This window comes from Falsihalocynthiibacter sp. BN13B15 (genome assembly GCF_041205415.1).
GTDB classification, from domain to species: domain Bacteria; phylum Pseudomonadota; class Alphaproteobacteria; order Rhodobacterales; family Rhodobacteraceae; genus Falsihalocynthiibacter; species Falsihalocynthiibacter arcticus.
Map to the genome: position 1 here is coordinate 21,212 of NZ_JBGFCE010000010.1, position 15,065 is coordinate 36,276.

Consider the following 15,065-nt stretch of genomic DNA (forward strand, 5'->3'; position numbering starts at 1 on the left):
GGGGATTATCGACCCTCAAATTTCGCTGTGCGTTTTTCCAGAAAGGCAACGACGCCTTCTTTGAAATCTCGGCTTTGTCCCGCACGTCCCTGAAGCTTGGCTTCAAGCGACAACTGCTCGTCCAAAGTATTGTCAAAACTGGCCCGTAGCGCTTCTTTGATGTGCGCGTAGGCTTGGGTCGGACCCTTGGCCAGGGTTTGCGCCCGTGCATTCCAGTGCCCCGCAAAATCTTCATCTGCGACGGCCTCAAAAATCATCCCCATGTCGCTGGCCTCTTCGGCAGTGATAGGCTCGGCAAAAAGCGCCGCCCCCATCGCCTTCGCAATGCCGATTTGTTTAGGCAGCCAATAGGTGCCCCCTGCGTCTGGGATGAGACCAATGCGCGCAAAAGCTTGCAGAAACACAGCACTTTCCGTTGCAATCACCACGTCGCAGGCCAGCGCAATATTCGCACCCGCGCCTGCCGCCGCACCATTTACAGCTGCCAAAGTGGGCACAGGGCACTCGTAAATCGCCCGTAATAGGGGCTCATATTCGTCGCGCAACGTCCGCTCTAAATCCGCATTTGCCGCTGAGACTTTATCGCCAAGGTCCTGCCCCGCGCAAAAGGCGCGCCCCTGCCCTGTCAAAACCACAGCCCGCGCGTTGCGTCCCATATCTAACAGGGCATGGGTCAGTTCAGCCCGCATGAGGGGGTTGAGCGCATTCATAACATCAGGGCGATTCATGGCAATAACAGCCAGCCCATCCCGCAGGCTCACTCGGATCATTTGATAGTTCATTGCAGGCTCCCTTGCCGATTTCCCTAAAGGTAGTGAACCAATGGGTTCAGAAAAAGGGCAACCTAGCGTAAATCTTTTAAAAATGGCGTTATCGGTTAATAATATCGTCCAAGCGGGCTGTTTCTTCCTCGGAGAGGTTGTCGACAGCCGGGTTTGATCCGTTTTCCTGCCGCCGCGCCGAGCGCCGCAAAAAAGTCACGGCAACCCCAAAAGCCAACAAAAACATCGCCGGTCCGGCAAACCACAAAAACAGGTTCATGCCCGTTTTTGTGGGGCTCAGGAGCGCAAATTCGCCATAACGATCAACGATATAGGCGACGGTTTGGTCGTCAGTGTCCCCTGCAACCAAACGTTCCCGCACAGCAAGGCGCAAATCGCGGGCGATGTCGGCACTGCTTACGTCGATGTTCTCGTTTTGGCATTGCATGCAGCGCAGCCCTTTGGAAATTTCCCGTGCACGCGCCTCCAAAACGGGGTCACTTAGCATCTCGTTGGGCTCAACGGCCCCCGCTTGAAAAACGGGAAGCATTAGAAGAATGACGACCAATATGATTTTTTTCATCGGTTACTCCGCAGCCTGCGGTGCGACAGGGATCAACTTGCGCCGTGACACAGCCCCCACACGATACCGTCGATCCGACAGGCTCAATCCACCGCCAAACGCCATGATGATCGCCCCCGCCCAAATCCAATTCGCGAAGGGTTTGATATAGGTGCGAACCGCCCAACCACCATCGATTTGTGGATCGCCAATCACAACATAAATGTCGCGCAAAAAGCCATTGTCGATCGCGGCTTCGGTCGTGGGCATGCCTTGAACAGGATATACCCGTTTTTCGGGGTACAGCACAGCCACCGTCTTCCCAGCCTTACTTACCTGCATTTCCGCCAAGATTGTGGAATAATTCGGGCCTTGCCCCTGCGTGACATCCGCCAAGGTTATCTCATAGGCGCCCACTGTGAAGGGTTCGCCAACTTGGGTGACGCGGATGTCTTCTTGCTCCCATGCCGTCAGCATCGAAATCCCCAAAATCGTAACGCCAAACCCCGAGTGAGCAACGCTACGCCCCCAATCCCCGCGCGGGAGACGAAGCATGCGCCCAAGGCGCTCTTGAATGGATTGTCGTTTGCTTCCCGTACGTTGCCAAAGGTCCGTTGCGGCACCAACCAAGACCCACGACCCAAGGAACACGCCGATGGGGGCCATAATGCTGCGTTCTGATTGAATGGCCCAAACCAAAAGCGCCAAGGCAACAGCGAGCAGCAACCCTGCGCGTAGCGGGCGCAAGGCTTTGGACAGCTTCGCACGTTTCCACGGCAGGAGCGGCCCAATCGGCAGCAACAAGGCAATCGCGATAACAAAAGGGGTAAAGGCCGTGTCAAAAAACGGCGCCCCAACCGAGAGTTTGCGATCAAAGAACAACTCCGCAATCAGCGGCCAAATCGTCCCGACAAACACCACGAAACTGGCGACAGCCAACAGGATATTATTGAAAACAAGGGCGCTTTCGCGGCTCACGACGCCAAAAACGCCTTTGCTCGAAAGGACATTGGCGCGCGCAGCAAACAGCGTGAGAGCCCCGCCCATAAACAACCCAAGCAATGCGAGGATAAACACTCCGCGTTCAGGGTCGGTCGCAAAGGCATGCACTGACGTCAAAACACCAGAGCGCACGATAAACGTACCGATCAGGGAGAAGCCAAACGCCAGAATTGCCAGCAAAATTGTCCACGCCTTGAGGCTTTCGCGTTTCTCAACAACCACCGCAGAGTGCAGCAGGGCCGCCGCAATCAACCAAGGCATAAAGCTTGCGTTTTCAACAGGATCCCAGAACCAATAGCCGCCCCAGCCGAGTTCGTAATAGGCCCACCAAGAGCCAAGCGCGATGCCGATTGTGAGAAATATCCACGCCGCCAAAGTCCACGGGCGCACCCACCGACCCCATGCCGCATCAACCCGCCCTTCGATGAGCGCAGCAACGGCAAAACTAAACGCCATGCTGAGGCCAACATATCCGAGATATAAAAACGGGGGGTGAAACGCGAGTCCGGGGTCTTGGAGCAGTGGGTTGAGGTCTCCGCCATCAAAGGGCGGCACGGCAACTCGCGTGAAGGGATTCGACGTAAAGAGGATAAACGCGTAAAACCCAACGCCAATCGCCCCCTGAACTGCCAAAACACGCGCGCGCAAAGTTGCGGGCAAATTGTCACCAAACCATGCAGCACAGGCCCCGAAGCCGGCCAAAATAAGCACCCAAAGCAACATGGAGCCTTCGTGATTGCCCCAAACACCGGCGACTTTATACAACATTGGCTTAAGGGTGTGTGAATTCTCGATCACCAGTTTCAGCGAAAAATCGGAGGTGACAAATGCGTAGGTCAAAGCCAGAAAGGCATAGAAAATCAGCAAAAACTGGGCTGTTGCAGCGGCAGACCCCACGGCCATCCACCCACTCCAGCCTTTATGCGCCCCGACAAGGGGAACCGTCGCTTGGACAAGTGACAACAAAAAGGCGAGGATGAGGGCGACATGGCCAAGTTCAATAATCATGCGGCGAATATGGCGACTCTTTCCCCTTTGATCAACGCAATACGCACGGTTTCACCCGCGCGTAATGTCACATTTAAATGATACGTTCTGTTTAGGCTTTTGCCATCCGCCACGCACTCAACGCGGCATTTGCATCGGGAGTTAAAGCTTCGCTCGCCTCTTCGGGCTTTGCGTGAGCAACACCGGGACTGGTTGGTGTTAGGTGGCGCAATTCCTCAAGGTTGCTCAAGACTTGCGGCACCCGCACCATCGTATCCGTTAACGACTGTTGAAATTGATACGATTTCACTTGATGGCGGGCGCCAAAGTAAAACGACACAATCACCCCAAGAAGCCACCAAAGCGGTTCTGGCACTAAAACAAGCCCCTGCATTCGACTGGCAAACCAAATGGGATCGACCATCGAACTCACGAACAATCCCAAAACCCCAATCGCCATCGCGGGTCTTGGGAGTCGGTTCAACCCATCCATAAAACGATCGAAGCCGCCTTGCCTTGGCTGCGCAAACTCGGCTGCATGTTGGGAAAGGGCCTGCCCTTGCAAATTGGTGGCCCGTTGTGCACCGGCCTCGGCATTCTCGCGAAAGACTTCTGCGGTTTCACGGACAATATTACGACCACCGCCAAAAAGCATTGAAAAGACAGTATTTATCAACCCCATGACGATGTCCTCGCTGTGTGTTCGGCTGGCGAAAGGTGATATTGTTTTCCGATGAAATGTTCCGCGCGGATAATCCATCCACCTTTGCCACCATCGTTGCGTCGGGCGTATTTGCGACTGGCTGGGCGGGCATCCGCGAGGCGGTAATAATAATTGCGCCGCGCAATTCCATAGGCATCCGCAATGTAATCTGGTGCCATTTCATAGGCTTTTTTCGCCGCTGCAATCGTCTGCGGCCCAACCGCGCCATCAACATCCACTTCAAGGCCCATTTCAAGCAGCAGCCGTTGCAATACCTTCACAGCATTGCTCCCCGCATTAACAAACATGTCAAACACGCTAGCCTGTAACACGCTAGGAAGGTTGGATAAGTTTGGTCGCACAAAGTAGTGCTCAACGAAAACAGACTGCGCATCTTGACGGGTCAGCGCTTTGACATCGGCGATATCTACGATGCCATCACGGGTCAAATCCATGCCTAAACGTTTCAGCGTGTGGATGGTGACCCCAAACTTCGTCGCCCCCCCCGGATCATCAGGGTCGTTCACGAACCCGCCTTCACGGGCAACGATTTCTTTGGCGATTTCTTGGACTGCTTGCACGATACCCCCAACTCCGAGGGATCAGTCCCTCACCCGAGAGATTCGCAATAATCAGTTTATAATCTGGCAGGGGTGCGAACGTTGCGTGCGCTATTCGCCTTGGTAAACGCCTTGTTCCTTGAGGGCGTCGATAACCTCTTTCGGCATGTAGGTCTCGTCGTGTTTCGCAAGGATTTCAGTAGCTTGAAAGATGCCGCTCACGTAAGAACCCGTGCCAATCATTCCCTGATTTTCGCTAAACAGATCCGGCAACACTCCGTTGAAAGCGGCGGGAATATCCGCGCCACCATCGGTCACAGTGAACCGAATTTCTTGTCCGACTCCGCGTTCGATACTACCTTCAAGCACCAATCCCCCAATGCGAAACACCTCGCTCGGTGCGGGCGGTTCCGCGAGAATTTGAGAAGGCGAGCGAAAGAAATTGATCCCATCGCGCATCGCATAGCCAATCAATCCCGTCGCCAAAATGAGCGCAACAATGGCGAGGGCAATGACTTGGATTCTACGGGTTTTTTTAAGACTTTTCATTGGTTTTTACGGGAACACAGGGGCCATCATCAGGCCTGCGGTCTCGTCCTCTCCGAGCATAAGGTTGGCGTTTTGCAACGCTTGTCCGGACGACCCCTTGGTCAGGTTGTCTAGCGCAACCATCACAATGGCCCGTCCTTCGATCCTGTCACCTGTCACACCAACGTGGCAAAAATTGCTGCCCCGAACGTGGCGCGTACTTGGCGTTTCTCCGAAGGGAAGCATTACCATAAACGGTTCATTTTCATAGGCTTGCGCGAGGGATTGATAAACCGCTTCCGGGGAACCCTTAACGTAAACCGTACCCAAAATCCCGCGATTGGCAGGGATCAAATGCGGCGTGAATTGCACGCGTACAGGTTCGCCCGCAATCGCCGAAAACTCTTGATCGAACTCGCCCAAATGCCGATGCGTACCCCCAACGGCATAACCATGCGCCCCTTCGGACAACTCGGCATGCAACAGGTTTTCCTTGAGCGAGCGCCCAGCCCCAGACACGCCCGTGATCAAGTTAATGATAATATCGTCCAACGCAATAACACGATCCGCAATCAAAGGCCGTAACGCATATTGGCCCGTCGCGGCATTACATCCCGTGCCCGCAACCAAGCGCGCCCCACGGATATCGTCGCGATAAAATTCGGTAAGCCCGTAAACCGCCTCTGCCTGAAGCTCCCACGCGTCATGCACCCCGCCATACCATTTGGTATATTCCGCAGGGTCCCGCAGCCGGAAATCCGCCGAAAGGTCGACTATTTTCAAGTCCTTAGGCAATTCGCGGATCACGGCTTGGCTTGTCGCATGTGGTAAAGCACAAAAGCACAAATCGATCTCGGAGAAATCCACTTCCTCGATTGTGACAAGCTCTGGTAAATCCAGATGCCGCAAAAACGGGAAAACCTGCGCCATCGACTGGCCAGCCTTGCGCGAGGCCGTCAAAGCCTTGATTTCCATATTTGGATGACTTGCGATCAACCGGACGAGCTCTGCGCCCGTGTAGCCGGATGCGCCAAGGATAGCGATTTTATGGGTCATTTCAGGGACCTTATGTATGTTCGGAATGTATGTAGTGTGTAATCAGGCCGGGCGCAATTCATGCCGCCGCAAACGTGATCTTTCGTCGCAAGAACTGAGTTGCCCGACTGCTCACCCGCGCGGGATCGCCCGTCGTCAAAAACATGGATTCTGTGCCGGACCCTTTAAGGTTGGGACGACGCGTGAGGTAATCAGCAAGGCTCTCTGCCACCAAATCTGCCTGTGAATACACTTTCACATCCGCGCCCAATGCGTCCTGAAATTGCTTTGCCATCAAGGGGTAATGCGTGCACCCAAGGATTGCCGCCTCCGGTTTTGGCATCCGCCGTTTCAGGGCATCAACATGGCTGCGCACCAAGGCTTCGGCAAGAATTTCGTCCCCGTCCTCAATCGCGTCAACTACTCCGCCACAGGGCTGCGCCTCGACATCAACTCCGATCGCACGAAACGCCAATTCACGTTGAAACGCACGGCTCGAGACCGTCGCCGGAGTCGCAAAAAGCGCGACATGCTTCACAGCAACTTCGCGCGGCGGCGAATTATCGCCCCACTCACGTTCTGTTAGGGCCTCAATGAGGGGAACGAATACGCCCAGAACCCGCTTATTCTCGGGAAGCCAGCTCTCCTGCATCCGCCGCAAAGCTGCCGCCGAAGCGGTGTTGCAGGCCAAGATAACCAGATCGCATCCAGCCTCCCAAAGGCGTTCAACCCCTTGCGTTGTAAGGTTATAAATATCATCGGCATCCCGCACGCCATAGGGGGTATGGGCGTTGTCACCAAAGTAAACAAACGGCACATCTGGCATACGCTTTTCAGCCGCATCCAAGACCGTCAGCCCACCTAATCCAGAATCAAAAATGCCAACTGCCATGACGTACCCTTTCGGTGCGTATTTTTCGCGCCGTTTAGTTTAAACACGATACTTGTCTTCGAATTCATACCCATAGTCTAGCGCGTTCAGGGGCATCGGCGACAGATCGTATGTCGCATGTCGCAAAAATCCCATCATTGCCTTGGGGTCTCCCGCATATAAATCCAAATCCTGTTGCGCGATGGGTGCGCCAACGGTCACGTCGACCCGCGTTGAAATGCGGGCGCGAAACTCCGAAATCAAGAGGCCAAGACGCAGGTTTGCATGCAAATGACTGGCGATTTGAAACAGCCGCGAATTTCGACCGTGGAAATAGACAGGCACCACTTTTGCACCGGACTTTTGGATCAATTTGGCCGTGAAATTTCGCCAGCTTGGGTCCATCGCAGGAGAAAAGAGCTTCGCAGAAGTTGAAACAGTTCCCCCGGGAAATACCCCCATAACACCGCCATCCGCCAAATGGCGAAGCGCCTCCTTGCGGGTGTCCAAATTCACCTTAAGCGCTTCTTTTGTTCCCAAAAAGCTGATCGGAAGGATAACCCGATCAATATCGGGCGCTTGCCCAAAAACCGAATTGGCCAATATGCGAAAATCTGCGCGGTTCCGCGACAGGAAATGCCCTAAAACCAAGCCGTCTAAAATCCCGTAAGGATGATTTGCAACAAAAATGACAGGGCCGGTTTTGGGGATTTCTGACACAGCCCCATTTAAGTGAAGGTCTATTGCGAAACGGTCGACCATGACTTGCCATATGTCGGCACCCTGCGCCAAATCCGCTTCATAGCCAACAGCACGGCGGATGATTTTGCCGCGCCCTGTCGCCCCTTCCAGAAGCCGAATAACAGCTCGCCCACTTCGCGATTGAGCAGAGCTCGCATAGCTAATGTCCCGTGTTATATTTTTGCGCACGACGTCCTCAGATATTGCTCAATTTCGCAATACGGGGTCTGTACCTCCCGCGCCAGAAAAACTTCAGCGCGGGAAGGTGTTTTTTGAGCTTATTCCGCCGCCATTGCCGCTGGAGTCCCGCCTGAGCGAATCCCCGAGAGCAATTCTTCGCGTCGTTTCATGGCCTTAACTTCGTTTTGTGCCTTAACTGGCCCATACCCGCGAATATCTAACGGGAGTTCGGCAAGGGCGACCACAAGGCCCGCAGTTTGCGACGAAAAGAGCGGCAAAACAGCTTCCAGATCGTTCTCATATTGTGCGATCAAAGCCCGTTCCATTTTGCGCTCAGCAGTCCGCCCAAAGGGATCAAACGCCGTCCCCCTCAGAAATTTCAACCGCGCCAAAACAGTGAACATGGGCCGAATCCACGGACCAAATTCGCGCTTTTTCGGGCGTCCATCACTGCTCTTTCCCCCGATCATTGGCGGTGCCAAGTGGAACGTCATTTTGAAATCGCCGTCAAACTCGGCCCGCGCCTTGGCTTCGGTTTCCAAATGAAGGCGCCCGACTTCATATTCGTCCTTATATGCCAGCAACTTGTGATAGCCTTTGGCGACGGCTTCTTTCAAAACCGGATAACTAATGCTGTCTAAACGTGCACGGTATTTTGCCGCCAAATCCGCGTCTTGGAAGGCCTCAAGGTGCGTCGCACGATAGTCGATCAACGCGTCCAAACTCAGCGGAGCTTCAGCAGGTTTCGCACAGGCCTCTTGGGCTTTCTCAGGATACAGTGCCGCCCAACGACCGATCTCAAACGCGCGTTTATTCGCGTCAACTGCAGCCTTGTTCAGCACAATCGCCTCTATGATCGAAGCATAGGTGAGCGGCACAAGGCCACGCTGCCAAGCAGCCCCAAGCATCATCATATTCGAGAAAATACTGTCTCCGAGCAAAGCCTTCGCTAGGGCCGAGGCATCGAACATCTGCAACCGATCTTGCAGGCGGGCCTCCAAAGCCAGCGCAAGTTGATCCATTGGCAGTTTGAAGCCCGTGTCGCGGGTGAAATCGCCGGTGATAATCTCGTGACTGTTGACCACAGCGCCGGTTTTTCCAACCTTCATAAGGCCGAGCGTTTTGGCCCCTGCGGTTGTGACCAAATCGCCGCCAATCACCGCATCCGCCTCGCCTGTCGCCACGCGTATCGCACTGATATCGCTGGGAGAGTTTGCCAAACGACAATGGATATGCACGGCTCCGCCCTTTTGCGCCAGCCCCGCCATTTCCATCATGCCAGCGCCTTTGCCGTCCATATGGGCCGCCATAGCGAGGATCGCACCGATGGTGACAACACCTGTGCCGCCGACGCCCGTGATCACGATATTATGGGTGCCGGAAATCGTCGGCAAAACGGGGCAAGGAAGCGCTGGTAATTCCAAGGTCGCCGTGGCCGCTTTGCGCACTTGCGCGCCTTGCAGTGTCACAAAAGATGGGCAAAAACCATTCACACAGGAGAAATCCTTGTTGCAACTGCTCTGATCAATCCCGCGTTTACGGCCCAATTCGGTCTCAACAGGAACAATCGATACACAGTTACTTTGCACGCCGCAATCGCCGCAGCCTTCACAAACATCCGTGTTGATAAAAACCCTTTTGTCGATATCAGGGAACGTGCCGCGCTTGCGCCGACGCCGTTTTTCCGCAGCGCAGGTTTGGATGTACAGTATCGCCGAAACACCTTTGATTTCGGCGCATTTTTTCTGCACATCCATCAAGTCATCGCGCGGGTAAATATCCAGCCCCTTAGGGAACTTCGAAAAATCGACGTCCTCTTTTTCGTCATATACAACGGACAGATGTTCCACCCCCATCGCCTTGAGTTCCGCCGCAATCCGATGCGCTGAAAGCCCGCCTTCGTTGGTTTGGCCACCCGTCATGGCAACTGCGTCGTTATAGAGGATTTTATAGGTGATATTGGTGCCCGCCGCGAGGGCCGCACGAATGGCGAGGATACCCGAGTGGTTATAGGTTCCATCGCCTAAGTTCTGGAAAACATGCGCAGTTTTTGAGAATGGCGCCTCGCCAACCCAATTCGCACCCTCGCCGCCCATTTGGGTAAATCCGGTGGTCTCGCGATCCATCCATTGCACCATATAATGGCAGCCGATCCCTGCGTAGGCGCGATGGCCTTCGGGCACTTTGGTCGAAGTATTATGCGGGCAACCAGAACAGAAATACGGCAACCGAGCGGCAATTTCCTTTGCGTTATCTGCACGTTGCGCGATATCCAACATCTCAAGCCCTTGCTTGACGTCCTTTGTTCCGCGCCCTTCCTCAATGAGGATTTTGCCAATCTTCTGCGCAATCATAATCGGGTCGAGTGCGAAGCGTGTTGGAAAGAGTTCTTCCTTACTCGCCCCCTTGCGCCAGCCATAAACCCGCCGGTCATGAACGTCATCAAAGATGGCCTCTTTGACCTGAACTTCGATCAATTTGCGTTTTTCTTCCACGACAACGATCAGGTCCAACCCTTCGGCCCACTCATGGAAGCTGAGCATGTCCAGCGGCCAAACCTGCGCCACTTTATAAGTGGTGATGCCAAGGCGTTCGGCCTCCTCAGCGTCCAACCCAAGGAGTTGCAGCGCATGGGTCAGGTCGAGCCAGTTTTTCCCCGCCGCAACAAATCCGATTTTCGCACCCTCTTGGCCCCAAACCCGTTTGTCGATCCGATTGGCGCGCGCAAAGGCTTCGGCAGCCTTGCGTTTATAATCAATCATGCGGGCCTCTTGGGCCACAGGCGTGTCGCCCAAACGAATATTCATACCCCCCTCAGGGCCGTCAAACTCCGGCGTCACAAACTCTTTGGCAAAGGGATCGCCATTCACAATCGAGGTCGCCTCAACGGTGTCTTTCATGGTTTTCAAGCCAACCCAAACGCCCGCAAATCGGCTCAGCGCCCAGCCATACAGGCCCAAGTCCATGATTTCCTGCACGCCCGCGGGTGAAACGATCGGCATATAGGCGTCGACCATCGCCCAATCGCTTTGGTGCAACGTGGTCGAGCTTTCGCCGGTGTGATCGTCGCCCATCGCCATCAAAACCCCGCCAAGCGCGCTGGTCCCCGCCATATTGGCGTGGCGCATCACGTCGCCCGAACGATCCACCCCAGGCCCCTTGCCGTACCAAAGGCCAAACACGCCATCGTATTTGCCTTCGCCGCGCAATTCTGCCTGCTGGCTGCCCCAAATTGCGGTCGCCGCGAGGTCTTCGTTCAATCCAGGCAGGAATGTGATTTGATGCGCATCAAGGTCTTTCTTGGCCTTTTGCATTTGCAAATCGACGGCCCCAAGCGGCGACCCACGATAGCCCGTGCAATAGCCAGCGGTGTTATGCCCTGCCGCCACGTCGCGCGCGTGTTGCATCATCATCAGACGCACAAGCGCCTGCGTCCCATTCAACAAGACTGTCGACGTCTCTAAATCAAAACGGTCATGCAAAGTTATTTTCTGCTTAGACATTGGGCTTATCCTCCTCAAAGCGATCACATTTTGATAATAGGTCAAAAAGACTGACCTACAAAATGTTTTTTTTATAAGTTTGGGATTTGCAAACATGTTAGCGTTAATTGTATTCCAACGCATGAAATGACCCTAAACAGAGATTGAATACGCAAAGATGGACTGGGATAAGCTAAGAATATTTCACGCAGTGGCCGCAGCAGGAAGCCTAACGGCCGCTGGCGAGACCCTCCACCTGTCGCAATCGGCGGTTTCAAGACAGATTCGCGCCCTTGAAGACAGCCTCTCGGCCACCCTTTTTCACCGCCACGCTCGCGGACTGATTCTCACCGAACAGGGGCAATTCCTGTTTGAAGCCACTATCGCCATGAGCAAACGGCTTGATGCGGCCTCCGCGCGTATTCGCGATAGCGATGATGAGGTGTTTGGCGAATTGCGTGTGACAACGACGATTGGCTTTGGCTCGCTCTGGCTCGCGCCGCGCCTGCCTCACCTTTACAACAAATACCCCGACCTCAAGATCAACCTGATGCTTGAGGAGAGCGTGCTTGACCTGCCCATGCGCGAGGCCGACGTGGCCATCCGTATGAAAGAGCCAAGCCAAGCCGACCTTATTCGCAAACGCCTAATGTCGGTAAAAATGCGCCTCTATGCAACTCAGGACTATATTGACGAATACGGCGCGCCCGAAAACTTGGTCGGCCTCAAGGGGCATCGCCTCATCTGTCAAAGCACCAAAAGTGCGCAAGTTGCCGCCAGTTCTGGCTTCGTGCAACACCTTATGACTTATGAGCCACGGCTGTCGCTGACGGTGAACAACTACTTCGGCGTGCTCCAAGCGGTGCTGTCTGGATTGGGCGTCGGTGTGCTTCCTGATTACGTCATCGAAGACTTCCCGAATCTGGTGCGCGTGGTTCAGGACGCCGAAAGCAACGAAGTGCCTGTTTATCTGGCGTATCCTGAGGAATTACGGCAATCCAAGCGGATTGCGGCCTTCCGCGACTTCGTAACCGAGGAAATATTCGCTCATCGCAAGAGGTTACAGGATGATCGCGCCTAAAAAACAGGCCCTTTCTGGATCGATTTCACGCATATTTATGTGAGATATGCGCCACACGCATAGCGGGATTGCGCTATCGCAGCAGAAAAAACTATTGTAACGCGGCTTTAGTGCCCATAAATGAAGCTAGAAGTTGATGCTGAGGCAACTCACATTACTTCAACCTCCCTGTTGTACTTGGGCCGAGCATTGTCTCGGCCTTTTTTTTCGGCCTTTTTTCTGCAGGTGCGAAATAGATGCCGAAACCTTGGGCAGTTTGAAATCCGCACGGTATTTAAGCACCGCGCAAGGCACCCCAAACACAGGTCCCGCGAAAAACACCTGTTAATTGCGCCGCAACCGTCGCGCCCCCTTCCCCTTGGCCCGTTATTTGCTTATTGAATGCCCAACTTCAAAATGGGGACTGAAATGCAAGAGCCAACCATCACCGAAGACCTGATTGCGAGCCACGGACTAAGCCCCGATGAATACGCGCGCATCCTCGACATCATCGGTCGCACGCCCACCTTCACCGAGCTTGGTATTTTCTCGGCCATGTGGAACGAGCACTGCTCTTATAAGTCCTCCAAAAAATGGCTCCGCACACTACCCACCGAAGGCCCGCAAGTGATCTGTGGTCCTGGCGAAAACGCGGGCATCGTTGATATTGGCGATGGACAATGTGTGGTGTTCAAAATGGAAAGCCACAATCACCCAAGCTACATTGAGCCCTATCAAGGGGCGGCAACGGGTGTTGGCGGCATTCTGCGCGATGTCTTCACCATGGGCGCACGGCCGATTGCGGCAATGAATTCGCTCTCATTTGGTGTGCCTGCGCATCCGAAAACCAAATCCGTGCTCAACGGCGTGGTTGCGGGCGTTGGCGGCTATGGCAACTGTTTTGGCGTCCCAACCGTGGGTGGCGAAGTGCGCTTCCACGAGGCCTATAACGGCAACTGTCTGGTCAATGCCTTCGCGGCGGGCCTCGCGGATACCGACAAGATTTTCTACTCCGCAGCCTCTGGCATCGGCATGCCCGTCGTTTATCTCGGCGCAAAAACCGGCCGTGATGGCGTCGGCGGCGCGACGATGGCCTCGGCGGAATTCGACGACACCATTGAGGATAAACGCCCCACCGTTCAGGTCGGCGACCCCTTCACCGAAAAACGCTTGATGGAAGCCACGCTTGAGCTGATGGCCACGGGCGCTGTGATCTCGATCCAAGACATGGGAGCTGCGGGCCTGACCTGTTCCGCCGTTGAAATGGGCGACAAGGGCGGTTTGGGTGTCAAACTCAACCTCGAAGACGTGCCCCAACGCGAAGAAAACATGACCGCCTATGAAATGATGCTCTCGGAAAGCCAAGAGCGCATGTTGATGGTCCTCAAACCCGAACTCGAAGCCGAAGCCCGAGCGGTTTTTGTAAAATGGGACCTTGATTTTGCCATCGTTGGCGAAACAATTGCCGAGGACCGCTTCCTTGTTCTGCACAATGGCGAAGTCAAAGCCGACTTGCCCTTGGCAACGCTCTCGGGCTCCGCGCCTGAATATGACCGCCCTTGGGTCGAAACACCCGCTGCCGAACCCCTCGGCGATGTGCCCAGCATTGATCCTATCGACGGCCTCAAAGCGCTAATTTCCTGCCCCAACTATGCCTCCAAGCAATGGGTCTATGAACAATACGACACGATGGTTATGGCCGACACCTCCCGCAATCCGGGCGCCGGTTCGGGCATTGTGCGCGTGCATGGCACCGACAAACAGCTGGCCTTCACCTCGGACGTGACGCCGCGCTACGTCAAAGCCAACCCCTTTGAAGGCGGCAAACAAGCCGTCGCCGAAGCCTATCGCAACCTCGTGGCCGTCGGCGCGCGTGGCCTTGCCACCACCGACAATATGAATTTCGGCAACCCCGAAAAGCCCGAGATCATGGGCCAATTCGTCGGCGCCATCAAAGGCATCGCCGAAGCCGTCCTCGCCTTGGATATGCCCATCGTTTCGGGCAACGTTAGCCTTTATAACGAAACTGACGGCACAGGTATCCTCCCTACTCCAACGATTGGCGCGGTCGGCCTGATCGCGGCGGGCGAGGAAGCCATTTCGGGCGAAGTTCGCGACGGCCATGTGGCCATGGTCATCGGCGAAACCTTCGGCCACCTCGGCCAATCCGCCCTCCTCGCCGAAGTCTTTAGCCGCGAAGAAGGCGACGCGCCGCACGTAGACCTCGCCGCCGAACGCAAACACGGCGATTTCATCCTCGCAAACCGCGACTTGATCAAAGTTTGTACCGACCTCTCGGATGGTGGCCTCGCACTCGCCGCTTTTGAGTTGGCCGAAGCCGCAGGCGTTGGCGTTCATCTCACCAGCGACGAAACCCCAACCCTCTTTGGCGAGGACCAAGCCCGCTATCTTGTGGCCTGTAACTTCGATCAAGCCGAAGCGCTTATGAGTGCCGCTGGGGCCGCTGGCATCTATATCGAAAGTGTCGGCAAATTTGGCGGCGATACCGTGCAATTTGGCTCCTCCTCCGCCCCGCTTTCTGAGCTGTCTGCAACCTTCCGGTCGACCTTTGCCAACACATTCGACTGATCCG

12 protein-coding genes are annotated in these 15,065 nt (G+C 54.9%); 2 read left to right on the top strand and 10 right to left on the bottom strand.

Annotated elements, in window-relative coordinates; genetic code table 11:
* Positions 1-5: 5 nt before the first annotated feature.
* The 10 genes from AB9F26_RS15620 to AB9F26_RS15665 form a co-directional block, all read right to left on the bottom strand.
* On the bottom strand, positions 6-782 hold the full coding sequence (locus AB9F26_RS15620) for an enoyl-CoA hydratase-related protein (RefSeq protein ID WP_039002127.1): 777 nt from the start codon (positions 780-782) through the stop codon (positions 6-8).
* Between the two features lie 88 nt (positions 783-870).
* A complete protein-coding gene (locus AB9F26_RS15625; RefSeq protein WP_335584195.1) occupies positions 871-1,344 on the bottom strand; it encodes a cytochrome c-type biogenesis protein in 474 nt (157 codons plus the stop codon).
* A gap of 3 nt (positions 1,345-1,347) precedes the next feature.
* Positions 1,348-3,333: a heme lyase CcmF/NrfE family subunit gene (locus AB9F26_RS15630; RefSeq protein WP_369768420.1), complete on the bottom strand. Its 1,986-nt coding sequence runs from the start codon at positions 3,331-3,333 to the stop codon at positions 1,348-1,350.
* 91 nt (positions 3,334-3,424) lie between these two features.
* Positions 3,425-3,994, bottom strand: a complete 570-nt coding sequence (locus AB9F26_RS15635) for a holin family protein (RefSeq protein WP_369768421.1) — start codon at positions 3,992-3,994, stop codon at positions 3,425-3,427.
* On the bottom strand, positions 3,985-4,596 hold the full coding sequence (locus AB9F26_RS15640; protein WP_369768422.1) for a holin-associated N-acetylmuramidase: 612 nt from the start codon (positions 4,594-4,596) through the stop codon (positions 3,985-3,987). The genes AB9F26_RS15635 and AB9F26_RS15640 overlap by 10 nt, the downstream gene beginning before the upstream one ends.
* A 90-nt stretch (positions 4,597-4,686) precedes the next feature.
* Positions 4,687-5,124 carry a cytochrome c maturation protein CcmE gene (gene ccmE, locus AB9F26_RS15645; protein ID WP_039002122.1) on the bottom strand — a complete coding sequence of 146 codons (438 nt, stop codon included), beginning with the start codon at positions 5,122-5,124 and terminating at the stop codon, positions 4,687-4,689.
* 6 nt (positions 5,125-5,130) lie between these two features.
* Positions 5,131-6,159: an N-acetyl-gamma-glutamyl-phosphate reductase gene (gene argC, locus AB9F26_RS15650; RefSeq protein WP_369768423.1), complete on the bottom strand. Its 1,029-nt coding sequence runs from the start codon at positions 6,157-6,159 to the stop codon at positions 5,131-5,133.
* Positions 6,160-6,217: 58 nt separating this feature from the next.
* A complete protein-coding gene (locus AB9F26_RS15655) occupies positions 6,218-7,030 on the bottom strand; it encodes a glutamate racemase (RefSeq protein WP_369756020.1) in 813 nt (270 codons plus the stop codon).
* Positions 7,031-7,069: 39 nt separating this feature from the next.
* Positions 7,070-7,939, bottom strand: coding sequence for a lysophospholipid acyltransferase family protein (locus AB9F26_RS15660; protein ID WP_335584201.1), 870 nt, complete (start codon positions 7,937-7,939; stop codon positions 7,070-7,072).
* A gap of 89 nt (positions 7,940-8,028) precedes the next feature.
* Positions 8,029-11,433, bottom strand: a complete 3,405-nt coding sequence (locus tag AB9F26_RS15665; protein ID WP_369768424.1) for an indolepyruvate ferredoxin oxidoreductase family protein — start codon at positions 11,431-11,433, stop codon at positions 8,029-8,031.
* Between the two features lie 157 nt (positions 11,434-11,590).
* Here AB9F26_RS15665 and AB9F26_RS15670 point away from each other — a divergent pair, with 157 nt between their 5' ends.
* A complete protein-coding gene (locus AB9F26_RS15670; protein ID WP_335584204.1) occupies positions 11,591-12,493 on the top strand; it encodes a LysR family transcriptional regulator in 903 nt (300 codons plus the stop codon).
* A gap of 408 nt (positions 12,494-12,901) precedes the next feature.
* Positions 12,902-15,061 carry a phosphoribosylformylglycinamidine synthase subunit PurL gene (gene purL, locus AB9F26_RS15675; protein WP_335584205.1) on the top strand — a complete coding sequence of 720 codons (2,160 nt, stop codon included), beginning with the start codon at positions 12,902-12,904 and terminating at the stop codon, positions 15,059-15,061.
* The last annotated feature ends 4 nt before the right edge of the window (positions 15,062-15,065 follow it).

What these genes read in the sequence shown, in the direction of transcription:
- argC (WP_369768423.1), bottom strand. Translation starts at nt 6,159, where the DNA reads ATGACCCATAAAATCGCTATCCTTGGCGCATCCGGCTACACGGGCGCA.
- AB9F26_RS15635 (WP_369768421.1), bottom strand. Translation starts at nt 3,994, where the DNA reads ATGGGGTTGATAAATACTGTCTTTTCAATGCTTTTTGGCGGTGGTCGT.
- AB9F26_RS15620 (WP_039002127.1), bottom strand. Translation starts at nt 782, where the DNA reads ATGAACTATCAAATGATCCGAGTGAGCCTGCGGGATGGGCTGGCTGTT.
- AB9F26_RS15625 (WP_335584195.1), bottom strand. Translation starts at nt 1,344, where the DNA reads ATGAAAAAAATCATATTGGTCGTCATTCTTCTAATGCTTCCCGTTTTT.
- AB9F26_RS15655 (WP_369756020.1), bottom strand. Translation starts at nt 7,030, where the DNA reads ATGGCAGTTGGCATTTTTGATTCTGGATTAGGTGGGCTGACGGTCTTG.
- ccmE (WP_039002122.1), bottom strand. Translation starts at nt 5,124, where the DNA reads ATGAAAAGTCTTAAAAAAACCCGTAGAATCCAAGTCATTGCCCTCGCC.
- AB9F26_RS15665 (WP_369768424.1), bottom strand. Translation starts at nt 11,433, where the DNA reads ATGTCTAAGCAGAAAATAACTTTGCATGACCGTTTTGATTTAGAGACG.
- purL (WP_335584205.1), top strand. Translation starts at nt 12,902, where the DNA reads ATGCAAGAGCCAACCATCACCGAAGACCTGATTGCGAGCCACGGACTA.
- AB9F26_RS15670 (WP_335584204.1), top strand. Translation starts at nt 11,591, where the DNA reads ATGGACTGGGATAAGCTAAGAATATTTCACGCAGTGGCCGCAGCAGGA.
- AB9F26_RS15630 (WP_369768420.1), bottom strand. Translation starts at nt 3,333, where the DNA reads ATGATTATTGAACTTGGCCATGTCGCCCTCATCCTCGCCTTTTTGTTG.